The organism is Thiobacillus sp. (assembly GCF_018780105.1).
Taxonomy (GTDB): Bacteria; Pseudomonadota; Gammaproteobacteria; order Burkholderiales; family Thiobacillaceae; genus Thiobacillus.
The window spans coordinates 1-19,761 of record NZ_JADMKC010000007.1 but is presented as its reverse complement, the minus strand read 5'-3'; the positions used below and the strand labels follow the sequence as shown (position 1 = coordinate 19,761).

The window sequence follows — 19,761 nt, the reverse complement described above, 5'->3', positions numbered from 1 at the left end:
CACCTGTGGTTTAAAGTGGAAGCCTAGATTGAGAGTACCTATATAGCATGAACCTTGATCGCCCCGTCAGCGGCTACACGCCGGAGCAGCTCATCGCCAGCCTGGCGCTGGTGCGCGATCAGCTGCGCACGCTGGCCGGCTACCTGCCTGCAGACGGCTGGCTGGGACCACGCGACCCGATCCTGAATCCGCCGCTGTGGGAAATCGGCCACATCATATGGTTTCAGGAGCGCTGGTGCCTGCGGGCGCGGGCGGACGACCGTTTCGCCGACAGCCTGCTGCCGGGTGCCGATGCACTTTACGATTCGTCCGCCGTGCCGCACGACACGCGCTGGGATCTGGCCTTGCTGCCGCCCGCCGAACTCGATGCCTACACCGAGCGGATAACAGCCGCCGTGACGGCCCGCTTGCTCAGCGAATTCACGCCCGCGCTGGCCTATCTGGCCGAGCTGTGCCTGTATCACGAGCTGATGCATATCGAAGCCTGGTGGATGGCGTTTCAGTACCTGGGCTATGCGCCGCCTGTTGCACTGAGGCTGCCGGGCGATCTGCCCCTGCTCGCCCAACGCCTGGCCTTAGTCGAGACCGAGGCGACACTGGGCAGCGGCCTCCACGCAGGCTTCATTTTCGACAACGAAAAATGGCGGCACAGCGTGCGCGTTCCCGCATTCGATATCGACGCCACGCCGGTGAGCGAAGCGGCCTTTGCCGCCTTCGTCGACGCCGGCGGCTATCAGCACCGCGCGGCGTGGTCCGAAGCGGGCTGGGCCTGGCGCTCGGCCAGCGGTGCGAGCCACCCGGCGTACTGGCGCAAGGCCGACGGCGGCTGGCAGGTGCGCCGCTTTGCACAATGGACGCCATTGCATGCAGGCGCGCCCATGCTGCATGTCAATGGTTTTGAAGCAGAGGCGTGCGCCGCCTGGCTGGGACGCCGCCTACCCAGCACCGCCGAATGGCAGCACGCGACCGGGGCGGTTGATTTTGTCTGGGGGGCGGGCTGGGAATGGACACGCGACACCTTCGCGCCCTACCCCGGATTTGAGCCCGACCCCTACCGCGACTATTCGCAGCCCTGGTTTCACAGCCATCGGGAATTGCGCGGCGGCGGGCCGGTGACCGATACGCGGCTCAAACGACCGGGGTTCCGCAATTTTTATTTGCCGGAGCGGCGCGATGTGTTCGCCGGATTCCGCACGGCAAGTCGTTAAGCCAGAAACAATTCCAGCAGGTCATTCAAAAAGCGTTGTCCCTGCAGGCTCGGTTTCAGCCGGGCCGCGTCGGGCAGCAACAAGCCCTGCGCACGCGCTTTCTCCAATGCGTCGGTGCAGACGATCAGCGGCAGCCCGGTGCGCGCCTCGAACAAGGCGGCAGGCACGCCCTCGTTCAGGCGCAGCGCATTCATCATGAACTCGAACGGCAGGTCGCCGCGGGTCAGCGTGCGGACGTCGGCGATGTGCGTGCCCTGCCCGACTGCGTCCATGTATTGCTGCGGATGCTTGGTACGCATCTGGCGCAGGATGCGGTCGTGAAAACTGAGCTTGGAATGCGCGCCCGCGCCGATGCCGAGGTAATCGCCGAACTGCCAGTAGTTGAGATTGTGGCGGCTGGCGTGATGCGGCCGCGCATAGGCCGAAGTTTCGTAGTGCTGCATCCCCGCCTCGCCCAAACGGGCTTCGATGGCCTGTTGCATGTCGGCGGCCACGTCGTCATCCGGCAGATTGGGCGGCGCAGTATGGCCAAACGGCGTGTTGGGTTCGAGCGTGAGGTGATAGGCCGACACATGCGGCGGCTGGAAGCCGAGCGCGATGTCGATGTCGGCCAGGGCCTCGGCCAGGGTTTGCCCCGGCAGCGCGTACATCAGGTCGAGGTTGAAGGTGTCGAAATGAGTGGCAGCCAGCTCGGCCGCACGGCGCGCCTCGCGGTCGTCGTGGATCCGCCCCAGCGCCTGCAGGTGACGCGGATTGAAACTCTGGATGCCGAGCGAGACGCGGGTCGCCCCCGCCGCGCGAAAGCCCGCAAATTTGGCCGCTTCCACCGTGCCCGGGTTGGCTTCCAGCGTGATCTCGGCACCGGGCATCAGCGGCGTCAGGGTGCGCACGCCGGTGAGAATGCGGTCGATCCCTTCCGCCGAAAACAGGCTCGGCGTGCCGCCGCCGAAAAACACCGTGTGGATCTTGCGCCCCCAGATGTCCGGCAAGGCCTGCTCCAGATCCAGCAGCAAGGCATCGATATAAGCGGCTTCGGGAAGCGTCTGCAGCGCATGCGAATTGAAGTCGCAATACGGGCATTTCTTTACGCACCACGGCAGGTGGATGTAGAGCGACAGCGGCGGCTGGGTTGTCAGGCCGCCGTTGAACAAACGGATGACGGACTCAGCCAATCCGCTTCAGCTGCCGCAGCTTATCCACCAGATCGCGCAGTGCCTGGCCGCGATGGCTGATGTCGTTCTTGGTGTCCTCGTCGAGTTCGGCGCCAGTCTTGCCGAACTGCGGGACGAGGAAATACGGGTCGTAGCCGAAACCGTTCGCGCCGCGCGGCGTGTCGATGATTTCGCCGTGCCAGCGGCCTTCCGCGATCACCGGCTCGGGGTCGTCGGGGTGACGCACGTAGACCATGACGCAGGTGTAGTGCGCGCGGCGATTGGCCTCGCCGGCCAGCGCGGCGATCAGCTTTTCGTTGTTGCGCTGGTCGGATTTGGGTTCGCCGGCATAGCGCGCGGAAAACACCCCGGGCGCGCCGCCCAGCGCCTCGATGCAGATGCCGGAATCGTCGGCCAGCGCAGGCAGGCCGCTGTGCGCGCTGGCATGGCGCGCCTTGGCCAGGCAGTTCTCGACGAAGGTGATGTGCGGCTCGGGGCAGTCGGGCACGTCGAATTCGGATTGCGGGACCGCCTGGATATCCAGCGGGGCGAGGATGCGGGCGATTTCGCGCAGTTTGCCGGCATTGCCGGAGGCGATGACGAGTTTGCTCATGCTTGCAGCGCCGCGAGCTGGGCGGCGGTGATTTCCGTGATGCCTGCGCTGGCCAGGTCGATCAGCTTGTCCATGTCGGCGCGAGAGAACGGCACGCCTTCGGCGGTGCCCTGCACTTCGACGATGCCACCCGTACCGGTGATCACCACGTTCATGTCGGTATCGCAGCCGGAGTCTTCCAGATAATCGAGATCCAGCACCGCCACGCCCTGATAGAGGCCGACCGAGACCGCGGCGATGCTGTCGTTCAGCGGCGTTTCCGCGAGCTTGCCGTCGCGCAGCAGGCCAGCGACGGCATCGGCAACCGCGACGTAGGCGCCGCAAATGCTGGCGCAGCGCGTGCCGCCATCGGCCTGCAACACGTCGCAATCGATGTGCAGCGTGCGTTCGCCGAGTTTCTTCAGATCGACCACGGCGCGCAGGCTGCGCCCGATCAGGCGCTGGATTTCCTGGGTCCGTCCGGACTGTTTGCCACGCGCAGCTTCACGGTCGCTGCGGGTGTGGGTGGAACGCGGCAGCATGCCGTATTCGGCGGTGACCCAGCCTTCGCCGCTGCCTTTCTTGTGCGGTGGAATCTTGTCGAGCACGCTGGCGGTGCACAGCACGCGGGTATCGCCCATGCTGACCAGCACCGAGCCTTCGGCATGCTTGGTGTAACCACGGGTAAACGTCAAGGCGCGCAGCGCGTCGGGCGCGCGGCCACTGGGGCGGGTGATGGCAGTCATGGCAGCAGACAGAAAAGAAAGCGCGAGTTTACCGCGCCGCCGGCCTCCCGCTTACGCGGTGTGCCGGCTCGGCCTATTTGACCGAGATTTTCTGGATCGCCTGCTGGATTTCGGCGATGGCGCGCTCGATTTCGTCGTCCGACACCGCAGCGGCGCCGGGAACCGGGCGATGCGCATTGATCTGGGTGGTGACGCCGCCATCGGGCAGCGCCAGCGTGGAGATGGAATCCTTGCTCGGCATGCGCGCCTCGCCCCAGGTCATGGCGATCAGGCTGAGGTTGTCGCCGTGCTCGCCGCCGCGAAACTCGGCATGGTCCATCAAATGGCGCACCGCGTCTTCCAGCGTATACGCATGCAGCAGCGCTGACAGTTCCTGGCCATTGATCATGCCCCAGATGCCGTCGGTGCACAGCAGCATGGTGTCGCCGTCGGTCAACGGGATCGGCGCATTGCATTCCACCTGCGGAATGGCGTAACCGCCGAGGCAGTTGGAGACTTTGTTGCGCTCCGGGTGGTTGCCCGCTTCCTCTTCGCTGATGATGCCGTCGCGCACCAGTTGCGCCACCGCGGTGTGGTCTTCGGTACGCGCGATCAGCGCGCCGTCACTGAACAGGTACAGGCGCGAATCGCCGACGTGCGCCCAGTAGGCCGTGCCGTCCTGCACCACCGAGGCCACCAGGGTGGTATGCGGGATCTCGAGCAGATCCTGCGCAACGGCGTAATCGTTGATCGCGCTGTGCGCCAGCGCGGTCGCGTCGGCGAGGAAAGCCAGCGGATCGGAAAGCCGCGGCTTGGCCATTTTCTGGAACAGGTCGGTCAGCGTCTGCACGGCGATCTGCGCAGCGATCTCGCCGTACAGGTGACCGCCCATGCCGTCCGCCACCACCATCAGCAGGGCATCCCGACTGTAGGAATAGGCCACGCGGTCCTGGTTGTTTTTGCGGCCACCCTGACGTGACGCCTGGTAAATGGTGAATTTCATCGCGTTCGCTTTAGAACAGACCTGCTTTAAAACAGATCCTTGGTCAGTGAGTGCTTGATGCTGCTTAACAAGGAGGGACGCGGCAACGCCATCGAGGTTCGATCCATCAGCACTTTTTGCAAGCTAAACACACTTTGCGGGCGTTCCATATAGTTGAGCTTGAGACAGTTGTCGATGGTTTCGAGCAATTGCGCGGAATAGGTCCCTCGCCAGTTCACCGTGGCCGGCACCATTTTGTCGTTGAGCAGGCGCGCGTCGGCCGCCTGCGGCGGGTAACCCGCAAGGCAGGCGTACAGGCTGGCACCCACGCTGTAGATGTCGCTCCAGGGGCCGAGACGCTCGCGGTTGTGGTATTGCTCGGGCGCGGCAAAACCCGGGGTGTACATGGGCTGCAGCTTGCTTTCTTCCTGGGTCAGGGTTTGCCGCGCCGCGCCAAAGTCGATCAGCACCGGCGAGCCATCCAGCCGGATATAGATGTTGGACGGCTTGATGTCCAGATGCAGCAATTTGTGCGTATGTACTTCGCGCAGGCCGTTCAGCAACTGCGCAAACACGCGGCGGATAAAGCTTTCGCGGATGCTGCCGCGGTTGGCCTGGATATGCTGCTGCAGGGTTTTGCCGCGCTCGAAGCGCATCACCATGTAAACGGTGTCGTTGGCGCGGAAGAAATTGACCACGCGGATGACGTTGGGATGATTGATGCACGCGAGCGCCCGGCCTTCCTCGAAGAAGCACTTCATGCCGTGACGGAAAATATTGTTGTTCTCGGTCGAATTGGCCTGCACGATGACCGAGCCTTCGGTACGCAACACCAGCGCACCTGGCAGATATTCCTTGATCGCCACCGGCTGGTTGGCATCGTCGCGCGCCAGATACACCAGGCTGAAACCACCGCCGCCGATTTTGCGGACAATGGTGTATTCGTTCAGCCGGTATCCGTTGGGAAGTGCCTGGTTGGGTTGAGTCGCCATAGTCGAACGTCTATTATCTTTGTCAGTTTACTGGCTGCGCCAGCTTTCAATACACCCTGGCCACGCGCCAGCAACACGATTAAACCTGCCTATATCTTATGACCGCCAGCATGACCGGGTTCGCCGCCCACAGCATCAACCTCGAGCATGCCAGCCTCAATTTTGACCTGCGTAGCGTCAACCAGCGCTATCTCGAACTGCATTTCCGCCTGGCCGACGAAGTACGCATCCTGGAACCACAGCTACGCGAGCTCATCCAGCAGCGCCTCTCGCGGGGCAAAGTGGAATGCCGCATCGCACTCAACCCGAATCCCGCCGCCACGCCCGATAACGGTTTGAATCCGGCAATTCTTGAGCGACTGGCCCAGTGGCAAGCCGAGGTGCAGCACAGGCTGCCGGACAGCGCGCCCCTGAGCGTCAGCGAAATCCTGCGCTGGCCGGGTGCGGTACCCGCCGCCACGCAATCGCAGGATACGCTGAACGAGGCCGTACTGGCCGGGGTGCGCGCCACGCTGGACGACATGGTGGCCAGCCGCCAGCGCGAAGGCGCCAAGCTGCGGCAGCACATACTCGACCGCCTCGCGGCCGCCGAATCCGAGGTGGCGACCCTGCGCCCCCTGCTGCCGGCCCTGATCGCCGCCCAGCGCGACAAGCTGTCCGAGCGCCTGCACGAAGCGCTCGGCGAAGCCGGGCACGAGCGGCTGGCGCAGGAAATCGTGCTGGCCGCGCAAAAAGCCGATGTCGACGAAGAGCTTGCGCGCCTGACCACCCATTTTGCCGAGGTGCGCCGGGTATTGGCGCAGCCCGGCGCAGTCGGCAAACGGCTCGATTTCCTGATGCAGGAGTTGCACCGCGAGGCCAACACGCTGGGCTCAAAGTCGGTGGCCGTCGAAACCTCGCGCACCTCGCTCGAACTCAAGGTGCTGATCGAGCAAATGCGCGAACAAGTGCAAAATATCGAATAAGCAGAACAAACCGAACCTGGAACGATCATGAACCCATCCCACACAAGCGGTGTGCTTTACGTTGTCAGTGCGCCGTCCGGCGCCGGCAAGACCAGTCTGGTGAAAGCCCTGCTGAAAACCGACCCGGCCATCCGCCTGTCGGTCTCCCACACCACCCGCGCGCCGCGTCCCGGCGAAACCAACGGGCGCGACTACCATTTCGTCAGCCGCGAGCAGTTCCAGATCATGCTGGCCGACGGTGAGTTTCTGGAGCATGCCGAGGTGTACGGCAACTTCTATGGCACGGCAAAAGGCGGCATCACCCACGATCTCAACGCAGGACACGACGTGCTGCTGGAAATCGACTGGCAGGGCGCCGACCAGATCAAGCTGCATTTCCCGCATTCCGCCTCGATTTTCATCCTGCCGCCTTCGTTCAGCGCGCTGCGCACGCGGCTGGCCGGACGCGGGCAGGACAGCGACGAAGTAATCGAGCGCCGGCTCGCCGCCGCCGCCCACGATGTCGCTCATGCCGGGGCGTTCGACTATATAATCGTCAATGATGATTTCGAGCACGCCTCACAGGATCTGCTCGCCATCACCCGCAGCATTCGCCTCGAAACGGCGCGCCAGATGGCCCGGCACACCGCACTTTTCGAGGAATTCAGGCGTATCTGATTGATCCATACTCAATTTACCCGGCGCGATTTGTCCGTGATGAATTGATTGAACCCAACACCCATGGCGCACCCGCGCCAGCTGAGCAGGAGTAGCCCTATGGCTCGTATTACCGTCGATGATTGCATTCCCATGTTCCCCAACCGCTTCGAACTGACCCTCGCGGCGACCTATCGCGCCCGTCAGCTGGTGCAGGGATCGCAGCCCATGGTCGAATCGAGCGACAAAGCCGTGGTCACCGCGCTGCGCGAAATTGCAGCCGGCAAGGTCGGGCCGGAAATCCTCAATCGAGGCCGTGCCTGAGCATCAAACGACTCCTCAACCGGCGCACCCGCAGCGTGCGCCGCTGTTGACTCACGAATTCGACTCGCTGCGTCCGGCGCTGGCCTATCTCACGCCGGACGAAATCAGCACCCTCGAAGAAGCCTACGAATTCAGCCGCAGCGCCCACGAAGGCCAGTTCCGCAAGAGCGGCGAACCCTATATTTCGCACCCGCTGGCGGTCGCCGGCATTCTCGCCGAATGGCATCTTGACGCGCAGACCCTGATCGCCGCCCTGCTGCACGACGTGGTGGAGGACACCCCGGCCACCGCGGGCGAAATCGAAGCGCGCTACGGCAAGGCGGTGGGCTTGCTGGTCGACGGCGTATCCAAGCTCGACAAGTTGGCGTTCGAATCCGAGCAGCAGGCGCAGGCGGAAAACTTTCGCAAGATGCTGCTGGCGATGGCGCAGGATGTGCGGGTAATCCTGGTCAAGCTGGCCGACCGCCTGCACAACATGCATACCATGGACTCGATGCCGGTCGAGAAGCGCCGCCGCATCGCCACCGAAACCCTGGAAATCTACGCCCCCATCGCCAACCGCCTGGGCCTGCATGCGGTTTACCAGGAGCTGGAAGACCTCGGCTTCCGCTACAGCCACCCCAACCGTTATCAGGTGCTGGCCAAGGCCGTCAAAGCCGGGCGCGGCAACCGCCGCGAGCTGGTCGAACGCGTTCGTGTCGCCATGCAGGAAAAGCTCGAACAGGTCGGCATCGAGGCCACCATCAGCGGTCGCGAAAAACACCTCTACAGCATCTACAGCAAGATGCAGGAAAAGAACCTGGCGTTCTCCGAAGTGTTCGACATCTACGGCTTTCGCGTGGTGGTGCGCGACCAGCCGACCTGCTATCTGGCGCTGGGTACGCTGCATTCCCTGTACAAGCCGATTCCCGGCAAGTTCAAGGACTACATCGCGATCCCCAAGGCCAACGGCTACCAATCGCTGCATTCCATTCTGTTCGGCCCCAACGGCACACCGATCGAGGTGCAGATCCGTACCACCGACATGAACCGGCTGGCCGAGTCGGGCGTCGCCTCGCACTGGATGTACAAATCTGCCGATACCGCACTGTCCGACGTGCAGACCCGCACCCACCGCTGGCTGCAGTCACTGCTCGACATCCAGGCCGATCACGGCGACTCGCCCGAGTTTCTCGAACACATCAAGGTCGACCTGTTCCCCGACGAAGTCTATGTGTTCACCCCCAAGGGCAAGATCATGGCGATGCCGCGCGGCGCGACTGCGGTGGATTTCGCGTTTGCCGTGCACACCGATGTCGGCCGCCATTGCGTCGCCGTCAAGATCAACTACGAACTGATGCCGCTGCGTACCCAGCTGCGCAACGGCGACCACGTCGAAATCATCACGGCGTCGAACGCCAGCCCCAACGCAGCCTGGCTCAATTTCGTCGCCACCGGCCGCGCGCGCTCGCATATCCGCAACTACCTGCGCAACACCCGGGTCGAGGAAGCGGCTGCGCTGGGCGAGCGCCTGCTCAACAATGCGCTGGCCGCGCTCAACCCCGAGGCGGTCTCGCCCGACCCCGCTGTGTGGGAACGCGTGATCAAGGACTACGGTGTGCAAACCCGGCAAGAGCTGTTTACCGGCATCGGCCTCGGGCGCAAACTGCCGCTGGTGGTGGCGCACCAACTGCTCCACGTGCAGGGCGAAAAATCCGGTGCGCCGGCGCATCCCCACGCCATCAGCATTCGCGGCTCGGAAGGTATCGCCGTCGAACTGGCGCAGTGTTGCCACCCGATTCCCGGCGACCCCATCCTCGGCTTCATCCACAAGGATCGCGGGCTCATCATCCACACCCACGACTGCCCGTCGATCCGCACCTTCCGTGCCGATCCGGACAAATGGCTGGACGTCGAATGGGAAGCCGAACCCGGACGCATGTTCGACGTGCAGATCAAGGTCGTCGTCGGCAACCAGCGCGGCGTGCTGGCCAAGGTCGCGGCCGCGATCGCCGAGCACGGCTCCAACATCGGCAATGTGGCGATGGAGGAGGAAGACGGCAGCCCCTACACCATCCTGTTCTTCACCGTGCAAGTCGAAAACCGCATGCACCTCGCCCGCGTCATGCGCGGCCTGCGCGTGCTGCCCGACGTGGTGCGGATTTTTCGCATCAAGGGCAAGAAGGACGGCCGCGCCACGCAAACCCAATAACCCATCCCGCAACAGGACCCAGCATGAACAAGCGCATCATCCAGACCGCCGACGCACCTGCCGCCATCGGCACCTATTCGCAGGCGGTTCGCGTCGACCACACGGTGTACATGTCCGGCCAGATCGGCCTCGATCCCGCTTCCATGCAACTGGTGGACGGCATCGACGCGCAGATCCATCAGGTGTTCAAGAATCTGGCTGCCGTGGCCGACGCCGCCGGCGGTTCGCTGGCCGACGTGGTGAAACTCAACGTGTTCCTCATCGACCTCGCGCATTTCCCCAAGGTCAACGAAATCATGGCCACCTACTTCAGCCAGCCCTACCCGGCGCGCGCGGCGGTCGGCGTGGCCGCGCTGCCGCGCGGTGCGCTGGTCGAAGCCGACGCCGTGATGGTCATCGGATAAGACCTGCGTGAAAGCGGAAAAGAAAAACGGCGCGGCCTCGCCGTTTTCCTTTCCCGTCAGCCCGGCGCTCACGGTCAAACTCGCCAAACTGGGCCTCACCCGCGACGCCGATCTGGTGTTGCACATTCCGCTGCGTTGGGAAGACGAAACCCGGCTGACGCCGATCCGCGACTTGCTGCCGGGGGACACCGCGCAAGTGCAGGCGACGGTGACGGAAGCCGCCATCGCCTACCGTCCGCGCCGCATGCTGACCCTGTCGGTGCGCGACGCCGGCGGCGGTGTGCTCGGCATCCGCTTCCTGCATTTTTATCCCAGCCACAGCAAGCTGTTCCAGCCGGGCGAAACCTTCCGCTTCATCGGCGAAATTCGCGGCGGCTTTCTCGGACTGGAGATGGTGCATCCGCGCTTCGTCAAGGCAGGCGACGATACGCCGCTGCCGAGCGGCCTCACCCCAGTCTATCCCACCACCGCCGGCCTCGGCCAGGCGGCGCTGCGCAAGGTCGTCGCCCGTGCGCTAGAGGCCCCCATCGAAGACACCCTGCCCGCCAACTGGCTGAGCAAACTGCAACTGCCGGCACTCGATACCAGCATCCGCACGCTGCACCAGCCGCCCGCCGATGCCGCGCTGGCCGAGCTGGATGCGCACCGCCATCCCGCCTGGCAACGCCTGGCGTTCGACGAACTGCTGGCGCAGCAGCTGTCGCTGGCCGCCGCACGCGCACAACGGCGCACGCTGACCACGCAGCCCCTGCCCGCCCAGCAGCGCCTGACTGCCGATTTTCTGAGCACGCTGCCGTTCGCCCTCACCGCCGCGCAACAGCGCGCCTGGGAAGAAATCAGCCCCGATCTCGCGCAGCCGCACCCGATGCGTCGACTACTGCAAGGCGACGTCGGCAGCGGCAAGACCGTCGTCGCCGCGCTGGCGTGCCTGCAGGCAGTGGAAAACGGCCTGCAGGCCGCATTCATGGCACCCACCGAAATCCTCGCCGAGCAACACGCGAAGAAGCTCACGCCGCTGTTCGAATCGCTCGGCCTGCGCTGCGCCTGGATCTCCGGCAGCCAGCGCAAATCGGCGCGCACCGCTGCCTGGCAGGCGGTGGCGGCGGGCGAAGCAGACGTCGTGTTCGGCACCCACGCGCTGTTTCAGGAAGCCGGCAGCTTCAGGAACCTGGGGCTGGTGGTGGTCGACGAACAGCATCGCTTCGGCGTCGGCCAGCGCCTGGCCCTGATGCAGAAAGGCAGCGAGCCGCACCAGCTGATGATGAGCGCGACGCCGATTCCGCGCACCCTGGCGATGAGCTTCTTCGCCGACCTCGACGTCTCCACCATCGACGAACTGCCGCCCGGCCGTACCCCCATCGTCACCAAGCTGGTGAGCGCGGCGCGGCGCGACGACGTGCTCGCGCGCGTGCGCGAGGCCTGCCTCGAAGGCGGCCAGACCTACTGGGTCTGCCCGCTGATCGAGGAATCCGAGAAACTGCAACTGCAAACCGCCGAAGACACCCACGCCGCGCTCACCGCGCAATTGCCCGAACTCAACATCGGCCTAGTCCATGGCCGCCTCAAGCCGGCGGAAAAACAGGCGGTGATGGACGCATTCCAGGCAGGCGACATCCACCTGCTGGTCGCCACCACCGTCATCGAAGTCGGCGTCGACGTGCCCAACGCGGCGCTGATGGTGATCGAGCACGCCGAGCGCATGGGCCTCGCGCAACTGCACCAGCTGCGCGGCCGCGTCGGGCGCGGCAGCCGCGAATCGGCCTGCGTGCTGCTGTTCGAAACGCCGCTGTCGGAACTGGCACGGGCGCGCTTGAAAGTGATTTTCGAATCGACCGACGGCTTTGAAATCGCGCGTCAGGATTTGCTGCTGCGCGGGCCGGGGGAATTATTGGGGCACCGGCAGAGTGGGTTGCCGATGTTGCGTTTTGCCGATCTAGAGCGGGATGTCGAGCTGCTCGAAGCTGCGCGCGAACTGGCTCAACGCTGCCTCAAGCAACATCCGGAAATTGCTGCGCGGCATGTGGAGCGGTGGTTGGGGGGGCGGCAGGGGTTGGCGGGGAGTTGAGGTTTTAGTGGATCTGCTGCCAACTACAACCCTCACTTCAACCCCCACAAACTCACCCCCGGCACATAAGTCAACACCATCAACCACCCCAGCAACACAACCAAAAACGGCAACGTAGCCCGAAACACCGCCAGCACCGGCCGTTTGAACCGCTGGCTAGCAAGAAACAGATTGATCCCCACCGGCGGCGTGAGATAGCCGATCTCCAGGTTGGCAAGAATCACAATCCCCAGATGTACCGGATGGATGCCAAAGTGCGTCGCCAGCGGCAGCAGCAGCGGGGTCACGATGACGATGGCGGAAAAGATATCCATCATGCAGCCGACCGCCAGCAGGGCGAGGTTCATCCACATCAGAAATTCCAGCGGGCTGGTGACTTTGGCCTGCACCCATTCGAGCAGGTGCATCGGCACCTGCGCGTCGATCAGCAGGTTGGTGAGGCCCAGGCTCAAGCCCAGAATGATGAACAGGCTGCCGACCAGCACGGCGGCTTCGTGCGCCACCCACACCAGCTGTTTCAGGTTGATCTCGCGATGGATCAGGGTTTCCAGCAGCAGGGCATACAGCGCGGTGCAGGCGGCGAGTTCGGCCACGGTGAGGTAACCGCCCGCCAGCCCTCCGATGACACCGACGGGCAACAATAAATCAGCCCAGCCCGCGCGCGCGGCGAGGGCAAGTTCACGCAGGCGAAAGTGATGACGGGGTGCGCCACGTGCACCGCGCAACAGCGCATAGCCGCCGACCATCACGAACAGCAGTGCGGTCGGCAGCAAGCCGGCAACGAACAGGTCGCCGATATCAACCTGCGCCACCACGCCATACAGCAGCACGGCCAGGCTGGGCGGCAGCAACAAGCCCATCGAGCCGCCGGCAGTGATGAGGCCGAGCGCAAACTTGTCCGGGTAATCCTCATGCTTGAGCATGGGGTACAGCAAGCCGCCAAGTGCGAGGATGGTGACGCCGGACGCGCCGGAAAATGCGGTGAACACCATGCACGTCAGCACCGCCACCCAGGCGATGCCTGCGGGCATCCAGCCCAGCAAGGCGTTGAAGAAGCGCACCAGCCGCTTCGGCGCGCCGCCCTGCCCCAGCACCGCTCCGGCCAGCACAAACAGCGGAATCGCCACCAGATTGGGCGACGCGGCGAGACGCGCAAACTCCACCATCAGCAGGGCGGGGTCGAGCTGCGCCTCGCGGGTGGCCGTGAGCGCGGCCGCACCCAGCACGACAAACAACGGCAGGCCGACCAACGCCAGCAGAATGAACAGCAGCGTGCTCATGCAGCCTCGTCCGACGCGATCCGATCCGGAAGCGCCAGCACCGCGCGCAGCAGAAAATGCAGTGCCAGCAAACCGAAGGCAATCGGCAGGATCAGGCCCAGCCAGGCCAGCCAGATGGCTTCGCCCGACTGATAAAGCCATTCATCCTGCCAGTAGGCCCACGCCGCCTGGGTGAGCAGCGCACAGACGAGCGCGGCCCCCAAGTTGAAGGGAATTGCGGTGAGCTTTTGCCATGCCGGGCGCGCGGCGAGGTTGGCGGGGTCGAGATGCAGATGGCGCTGCGCGGCCACCGCCAGCGCGGCGCCGGGCAAGGCCACCCACAGTACCAGTTGGCGCAGCACCAGATCGCCGCCGGGCAGGGTGGCGTGAAACAGGTTGCGGCCGACGATGTCGGCCACCGACAGCCCCAGCATGGCCGCGAAAGCGAGCAGCGCTGTGCCGAGCTCGACCCGCGTCAGGGCTTGCTCCAGCCAGCGGCAGGCACGCAGAAAGATCACTTGGGCTGGCGGCTCCGATAGCGGGTGAGTGCGGCGTCCACCTGACGATCCAGATCGGCTGATAGATACGCCTTGGCTTCCAGTGCGGCGACGGCCTTGCGCGAAAGCGCGGTTTGTTCGGCCAGATCGAGCGTGTTTTGCTGCATGCCCGCCAGCGGGCGGGTGGCTTTGGCCAGCACCTCCAGCGATTTCTGATCGTCGCGCCGGGTGTCGGCAATCAGCTTTTTCGATAGCGGCGCACCGCTGCTTTTCAGCAAGGCCTGCAGGTCGGCAGGCAATCCGGCGTAGAACTTGTTCGACACCACCACCGCGCCGATGCCGGTCGCCATCGACTGATCGCTCATGTAGGGCGTTTTGCTGGCCCACTGCAGGGCAATGCTGGCAAGCGGCGTGCTCACGACGGTGTCGATCATGCCGGTGGACAGCCCGGTGTACACCTCTGTGATCGGCAGCGCGACCGGCGACCAGCCGTTGGCGTTGAAGAAGGCATCCATGAAACGGTCGCCCTGCCATTGCCAGATGCGGCGACGCGCCAGTTCTTCGAGACTGGCCAGCGGCTTGGTCGAAAAGAAGTGGATATTGCCGACTTCCATCCAGGCGAGCAGTTCGTATTGGTGCGCACGAAAACCGGCATCGATGGCAGGCTGGATGGTGGCGCGCACGACGTCGATCTCAGCGTGGCTGCGGAACAGGAACGGCGTTTCGAGGATGCGTGCAGGCGGATAGATCTCGCCCACGCCATGCCCGGACAGGGCCGCACCCTGCAACTGGCCGAAGCGGATTTTGCGCAGCATGTCGGGCTCGTCGCCCGAAATGCCGCCGGGATAGAACTTGACTGTGAGCCGTCCCTGGCTTTTTGTGGCGAGTTCCTTGCCCCAGGCGTCGAAGGCCTTCATCCAGGTCGAGCCTTGCGGCGCCAGCGTGGCGAACTTGAGTACGTAGGCGTCTGCCGCATGGGCAAGTGGCGTCCCCAGCAAGGCCAGGGCACACAGGGTTCGAAACATGAGTCTGCGCATCAAAACAAATCCTTTTCCTGGGCGAGCAAGGCGGCGGCTTCCTGTTTGGCCACCGCGTTGGCGAGATTGAAGTCGGGGGCGTAGGACTGCGTTTCGATCACGCGGGTTAGCGTGCTGTGGAACGCTTCGCGCTCGCCCATTTGCCGCAGCAAGTAGCGCGCACGATAAACCTCAACCAGCAATAACTGATTTTGATTGATAGCTGCGGCACGGTCGAAATGCCTGGCCGCGCGTGCGAAATCACCGCCGAACATCGGCGCACGGCCGCCATAGTAAGCGCCAAAAAACAGGTGCGCGCCGCCGTAATAATAGGTTTCGTCCAGGTCCTGCACCCGCTGCATCATCGCTTCGACACGCGGCAATTCGGCCAGCCGCGCCGGGTCGTCAAGCTGCAGTTCGATCCATTTCCCCCAGGTCGACGCGGTCCAGAACAGCGCCGGCACCGCATCAGGGCCGAGCGATGCCACAGTCTTTTCGAACTGAGCCATATCGCCATTGAGTATCGCCGCGGACATCCCGGCGTGGTCGAGCGCGATCAGCGCATGCGCACGTGCACGCTGGTACAGGCTGGCAGCACGGTCCGGCTCGGCAGGTTCGACGAAGGCCATCGAATAGCCGTAAAACCCCATCGCTGCCTGCAACTGAAACGCGGTATTGCCGGGGTCGGCAACCAGCAGCGCTTCGAGCATTTTGAGGTTGGCCGGCATGCTGGCGCGCGCCAGCCCAAGGTCTGTCTCGCGGTTCATCGCCGTCACCCCGTTGTCGATCAGGGGTGCGGCGCCACGTGCGACCAACTGTCCGGTCGAACAGGCGGACAAAAGCAGCAGGCTCATGACGGCGCTGAGTCGTAACAGCATTCGGTCTCCTCGTTTGATGTCATTGGAATGCGGCCGTCATGCTAGCACTGTCCGCAACCGGCCGCTGGCATAATGCACCTTTCATCTGGACTCCGCAGTGACTGCTTCCCGGCATCCTCCACTCCGACACACACCGCTTCGGCACGGCTGGCTGGCACACGCCTTTCGCGCACCACGCACCTTGCGCGGCAAGCTGTCGGATCGAGGTTCGCTCACCCAGCGCTTGCAGGCGCAACATGCCGACTTCAAGGTCCAACTGCTGACGCGCGGAATCACCCGGCCAAACAGGGACGAATCCCAGGCCTTGCACCTGCGTCCGGCATCCCGCGCCTATGGACGCGATGTTCTGCTGCTGGGCGGGGGAATCGCCCGCGTATTCGCCCACAGCGTGCTGCCGCGCGCGAGCCTGCGCGGCGGCTGGAATGGCATCACCCGGCTGGGAAACAAACCGCTGGGCGAAGCCCTGTTTACCAACCCGCGCATCCGGCGGCTTGGCCTGTCCCTGCGCCGTCTTGATGCACGCCATCCGCTGTATCGCGCAGCGCGACGCCACGCAGGGTTCACCGCACGCCATGTGTGGGCGCGCCGCTCGGTGTTTTGTCTCAACGGCCACCCGCTGCTGGTCACCGAGGTTTTTCTTCCTGCCCACGACGCTTTATGAAACTGACCGAACGCCTGAGTCATTACGAAAAACTGATGCGGCTGGACAAGCCGATCGGCATCCTGCTGCTGCTGTGGCCGACCCTGTGGGCCCAGTGGCTGGCCAGTCATGGCCAGACTGACTGGCTAATCCTGTGGATCTTCACCATGGGCGTGGTGCTGATGCGTTCTGCGGGCTGCGTGATCAACGATTACGCTGACCGCGATATCGATCCGCATGTGGCGCGCACCCGCGAGCGACCGCTTGCTGCGGGAAAAGTATCCCCCAGGGAAGCCTTGCTGCTGGCGGCCGGGCTGGCGCTGCTGGCTTTTTTGCTGGTGTTGCCGCTGGGCAAGCTGGTGATCGCCCTGTCGTTCGTCGCGCTTTTTCTGGCCGCCAGCTATCCGTTCACCAAACGCTTTTTTGCCATTCCGCAGGCCTATCTCGGCATTGCGTTCGGCTTTGGGATCCCCATGACCTATGCCGCACTGTGGGGCGAGGTTCCGCTGGAAGCGTGGTTGCTGCTGACCGCCAATGTGTTCTGGGCTGTCGCCTACGATACCGAGTACGCCATGGTCGACCGGGCGGACGATCTCAAGCTTGGCATCAAGACTTCGGCCATCACCTTCGGCCGCTACGACCTGGCCGCAATTGCGCTGTGCTACGCCGGAACCCTGGCGCTGCTTGCCTGGGTTGGCTGGCAACGCCAGATGGGGATGGCTTTCTACGGTGGATTGCTGGTGGCTGCGGCGATTGCGCTCTATCACATGAAACTGATCCGCCACCGCGAGCCCCAGCGCTGCTTCCAGGCGTTTCTGCACAACAGCTGGCTGGGGGCGGCGGTGTTCGGCGGCATTGTGCTGAACTACCTGCTGCCTGGCTTATGAGCGACAGGCCACGCGCGATTGCTGGCTGTTGGGGTAGGCCTGCTTGATGGCATCCAGGCTTTTCAGGGCATCGGCATCTTCACTGCGGATCACGAAGTAGAAATCGGTTCCCTTGCGGGGCAGCACTTCAACCTGCGTGCCCAGCACACCCTTGCCTTCCACTTCACGCACCCGGCGTTCCGCTGCCTCGGTATTGGCATACAGACCCAGTGAAATCGCGTTATGCCAAGCAGCATCTTTCACCACAAAAGCGTCCTGCACGCCTGCTGCTGCCAGTTCATTGAGTTTCGCTGCCGCTGCCTGGGCCGTGGGCAAGGGCGGAAATATCACCCAGATACGGGTATTCAGGGGCACTTCGGTGAACGACATCACCCGCTCCCCAGCCAAAGCCTTGAGCTGCTCACGCACCAGCGAAAACTCGTCCCGGCTCAAGCCACGCCACTCCACGCACAAGGACTTCGTTTCCAGCCTGGCCACGCGCGTGGGCGGACTTTTTTCAACGGTCGCCGACGCACTCTGGCTGCGCAAGCTCAAACGGTCGACGTTGAGCGGCGCGTTCTGCTCCGCTTCAGTCCGCGGCCAATAGTCACGTCCGACAAAAAATCCCGCCACGCCCAAATTGGCCAGCAGCAGAATCCAGGTAATCCATTTCATCCGGCAACATCCTCTCTGACCACGCGGTCGATCCCTTCCAGTACCAAATAGGGCGCATGCTCTGCGGTTAAACCCAGGTAGGGCTGCAACAGGAGGGCATCCCCGCCTGTCAGCACGCAGTAAGGCTCGCATCCGCACTGACGGGCAAGCTGCGCATACTGCTGGCGAACGGCGCCGCACAAGGCAGCGATGATGCCGCTGTGCACGGCATCGGCTGTCGAGCGTGGAAACGGCTGACAGCCCCCCAATGTCGCCTCAATCTGAGCGGTGCCCTGCAGTAGCGATTGCTGCATCAAGCTCCGCCCTGGAACAATCAGCCCGCCTAAAAAGTGTCCCTCCGCCGACAAGGCATCCACCGTCAATGCCGTTCCTGCCGACACCACCAGTGTGGCGGAGCGCGAGCGCAAGCGCGTTGCCAGCATGCCCATCCAGCGATCCACGCCCAGTTGCGCGGGATTCACATAGGTATTGATGACGTCCTGAAACTGCGCCGTAGCCGCCAGCCATCGCGGCTTGATGGCGTATCGGGTAAGCAGCGTTTTGAGTTGATCCTCATGATCGACACGCGTTACGCTGGCAATCGTGCATTTCATTCCGGCAGACAGCACCGATGCCAGCGCAGACAAGTCGCCGTAATCCGAGTTGCCGTGGTCTTGCCATTGACCATCGACGACAAGGACCCATTTCAAACGCGTGTTACCCGCATCGATCAACACATGCCGCGTATTCATGAACGCGGCCTCAATCGCAAGCTGATCTCGCCGCCGTTATAGGCGACCAGATTATTGTCAGCGTCGCGGAGCAGAAACGCACCCGTTTCATCAATCCCCGCCGCCACGCCGTGAACGGCCTGCGTATTTGGCAACAACAAACTCACGTCCTTGCCCACATAGGCATCCAGTTCCATCCAGGCCGCACGCAGCGCCGCGAACCCGTGCTCCCTGAACAGCTGCAATGCCGAATGCAGTTCCCGCAGGCAATCCGCCAATAATTGGTTGCGGCCTGCTGTCACTCCCATTTCAGCCAGGTCGATAACGGCCTGATCTATATTTTCGCGTTGCGCCTCACGCAGATGGACATTCAAACCCATGCCCACCACGGCGAACGCCGCTCCATTCATGTCACCCTGCACCTCGACCAGAATCCCGCCCAGTTTGCGGTACCCAACCAGCACATCGTTGGGCCACTTCAACTGTGCAGGATGGCGGCTATGCTTATTTATTGCGCGCGCCAGCGCCAGTCCCGCCACCAGGCTCAACCCGGCCATTGACTGCAGCCCACGCTCAAACCGACATAGAACCGAGAAGGTCAAGCCGCCTCCCAGCCCGGCCTGCCAACGACGGCCGCGCCGTCCCTTGCCGGCGTACTGATGCTCTACACAGAACACAGCGCCGTCCGGCGCACCCGCCAGCGCAGCGGCCATCAGTACCGAATTCGTCGAATCCGCGCTGTCGTCGATACGGATACTGAAGTCACCCCCGATCGTCCCCAGCTCTCGCAGCACCTCGCCCTCGGCTAGCCATTCGACCTTGTCAGGCAGTTTGTATCCCTTACCGCGAACCGCATGAATGGTGACACCCAGCGACTCAGCCTGATTGATCACATTGAAGACGCTTGCGCGGGAAAGTCCGAACTCGTCGGCCAATTTTTGCCCAGAATGGAACTGTCCATTGTTGATGCGTCGGAGGATGGGAA

21 protein-coding genes are annotated in these 19,761 nt (G+C 63.6%); 9 read left to right on the top strand and 12 right to left on the bottom strand.

What is annotated here, in order from left to right; translation table 11 throughout:
• Window positions 1–47 precede the first annotated feature (47 nt).
• A complete protein-coding gene (gene senA, locus IV098_RS06660; protein WP_296887313.1) occupies window positions 48–1,208 on the top strand; it encodes a selenoneine synthase SenA in 1,161 nt (386 codons plus the stop codon).
• Here senA and hemW read toward each other — a convergent pair.
• From hemW to IV098_RS06635, 5 genes are all read right to left on the bottom strand, one after another.
• Complete coding sequence (gene hemW / locus IV098_RS06655) at window positions 1,205–2,380, bottom strand: radical SAM family heme chaperone HemW (protein ID WP_296887311.1); 1,176 nt, start codon at window positions 2,378–2,380, stop codon at window positions 1,205–1,207. The genes senA and hemW overlap by 4 nt on opposite strands.
• Window positions 2,373–2,972, bottom strand: a complete 600-nt coding sequence (gene rdgB / locus IV098_RS06650) for an RdgB/HAM1 family non-canonical purine NTP pyrophosphatase (protein WP_296887309.1) — start codon at window positions 2,970–2,972, stop codon at window positions 2,373–2,375. The genes hemW and rdgB overlap by 8 nt, the downstream gene beginning before the upstream one ends.
• Entirely contained in the window at window positions 2,969–3,697 is a 729-nt protein-coding gene (gene rph, locus IV098_RS06645; RefSeq protein ID WP_296887307.1) for a ribonuclease PH, read from the bottom strand. Before rph ends, rdgB begins: the two co-directional genes overlap by 4 nt.
• A gap of 73 nt (window positions 3,698–3,770) precedes the next feature.
• Complete coding sequence (locus IV098_RS06640) at window positions 3,771–4,679, bottom strand: protein phosphatase 2C domain-containing protein (protein WP_296887305.1); 909 nt, start codon at window positions 4,677–4,679, stop codon at window positions 3,771–3,773.
• Window positions 4,680–4,705: 26 nt separating this feature from the next.
• Window positions 4,706–5,650: a serine/threonine-protein kinase gene (locus IV098_RS06635; protein ID WP_296887303.1), complete on the bottom strand. Its 945-nt coding sequence runs from the start codon at window positions 5,648–5,650 to the stop codon at window positions 4,706–4,708.
• Between the two features lie 98 nt (window positions 5,651–5,748).
• On the opposite strand from IV098_RS06635, the gene IV098_RS06630 reads away from it, so the two are divergent.
• From IV098_RS06630 to recG, 6 genes are all read left to right on the top strand, one after another.
• A complete protein-coding gene (locus IV098_RS06630) occupies window positions 5,749–6,615 on the top strand; it encodes a YicC/YloC family endoribonuclease (RefSeq protein ID WP_296887301.1) in 867 nt (288 codons plus the stop codon).
• A gap of 27 nt (window positions 6,616–6,642) precedes the next feature.
• On the top strand, window positions 6,643–7,272 hold the full coding sequence (gmk, locus tag IV098_RS06625) for a guanylate kinase (RefSeq protein WP_296887299.1): 630 nt from the start codon (window positions 6,643–6,645) through the stop codon (window positions 7,270–7,272).
• 99 nt (window positions 7,273–7,371) lie between these two features.
• A complete protein-coding gene (gene rpoZ, locus IV098_RS06620) occupies window positions 7,372–7,575 on the top strand; it encodes a DNA-directed RNA polymerase subunit omega (protein WP_296887297.1) in 204 nt (67 codons plus the stop codon).
• Entirely contained in the window at window positions 7,568–9,766 is a 2,199-nt protein-coding gene (locus IV098_RS06615) for a bifunctional (p)ppGpp synthetase/guanosine-3',5'-bis(diphosphate) 3'-pyrophosphohydrolase (RefSeq protein WP_296887295.1), read from the top strand. Before rpoZ ends, IV098_RS06615 begins: the two co-directional genes overlap by 8 nt.
• 23 nt (window positions 9,767–9,789) lie before the next feature.
• Complete coding sequence (locus IV098_RS06610; RefSeq protein ID WP_296887293.1) at window positions 9,790–10,170, top strand: RidA family protein; 381 nt, start codon at window positions 9,790–9,792, stop codon at window positions 10,168–10,170.
• A 7-nt stretch (window positions 10,171–10,177) separates the two neighbouring features.
• On the top strand, window positions 10,178–12,235 hold the full coding sequence (gene recG / locus IV098_RS06605) for an ATP-dependent DNA helicase RecG (RefSeq protein ID WP_296887291.1): 2,058 nt from the start codon (window positions 10,178–10,180) through the stop codon (window positions 12,233–12,235).
• Between the two features lie 32 nt (window positions 12,236–12,267).
• Here the strand turns inward: recG and IV098_RS06600 are convergent, their stop codons facing one another.
• From IV098_RS06600 to IV098_RS06585, 4 genes are read right to left on the bottom strand one after another with little or no spacing between them, the layout of a single operon-like run.
• Complete coding sequence (locus tag IV098_RS06600) at window positions 12,268–13,515, bottom strand: TRAP transporter large permease (protein WP_296887289.1); 1,248 nt, start codon at window positions 13,513–13,515, stop codon at window positions 12,268–12,270.
• Window positions 13,512–14,012, bottom strand: a complete 501-nt coding sequence (locus IV098_RS06595; RefSeq protein ID WP_296887288.1) for a TRAP transporter small permease — start codon at window positions 14,010–14,012, stop codon at window positions 13,512–13,514. The genes IV098_RS06600 and IV098_RS06595 overlap by 4 nt, the downstream gene beginning before the upstream one ends.
• Window positions 14,009–15,028 carry a TRAP transporter substrate-binding protein DctP gene (gene dctP, locus IV098_RS06590; protein WP_296887286.1) on the bottom strand — a complete coding sequence of 340 codons (1,020 nt, stop codon included), beginning with the start codon at window positions 15,026–15,028 and terminating at the stop codon, window positions 14,009–14,011. The genes IV098_RS06595 and dctP overlap by 4 nt, the downstream gene beginning before the upstream one ends.
• Entirely contained in the window at window positions 15,028–15,885 is an 858-nt protein-coding gene (locus IV098_RS06585) for a TRAP transporter TatT component family protein (RefSeq protein WP_296887285.1), read from the bottom strand. Before IV098_RS06585 ends, dctP begins: the two co-directional genes overlap by 1 nt.
• Before the next feature lie 97 nt (window positions 15,886–15,982).
• On the opposite strand from IV098_RS06585, the gene IV098_RS06580 reads away from it, so the two are divergent.
• Together IV098_RS06580 and ubiA are read left to right on the top strand one after the other, a co-directional pair.
• On the top strand, window positions 15,983–16,546 hold the full coding sequence (locus IV098_RS06580; protein WP_296887283.1) for a chorismate lyase: 564 nt from the start codon (window positions 15,983–15,985) through the stop codon (window positions 16,544–16,546).
• Window positions 16,543–17,412, top strand: coding sequence for a 4-hydroxybenzoate octaprenyltransferase (gene ubiA / locus IV098_RS06575; protein WP_296887281.1), 870 nt, complete (start codon window positions 16,543–16,545; stop codon window positions 17,410–17,412). The genes IV098_RS06580 and ubiA overlap by 4 nt, the downstream gene beginning before the upstream one ends.
• Here the strand turns inward: ubiA and IV098_RS06570 are convergent.
• From IV098_RS06570 to IV098_RS06560, 3 genes are all read right to left on the bottom strand, one after another.
• A complete protein-coding gene (locus IV098_RS06570; RefSeq protein ID WP_296887280.1) occupies window positions 17,407–18,066 on the bottom strand; it encodes a hypothetical protein in 660 nt (219 codons plus the stop codon). The two genes, ubiA and IV098_RS06570, sit on opposite strands and share 6 nt — an antisense overlap.
• Window positions 18,063–18,797, bottom strand: coding sequence for a type III pantothenate kinase (locus tag IV098_RS06565; RefSeq protein ID WP_296887278.1), 735 nt, complete (start codon window positions 18,795–18,797; stop codon window positions 18,063–18,065). The genes IV098_RS06570 and IV098_RS06565 overlap by 4 nt, the downstream gene beginning before the upstream one ends.
• On the bottom strand, window positions 18,794–19,761 hold a 968-nt coding region (locus IV098_RS06560), incomplete at its 5' end, for a biotin--[acetyl-CoA-carboxylase] ligase (protein WP_296887275.1). The genes IV098_RS06565 and IV098_RS06560, both read right to left, overlap by 4 nt.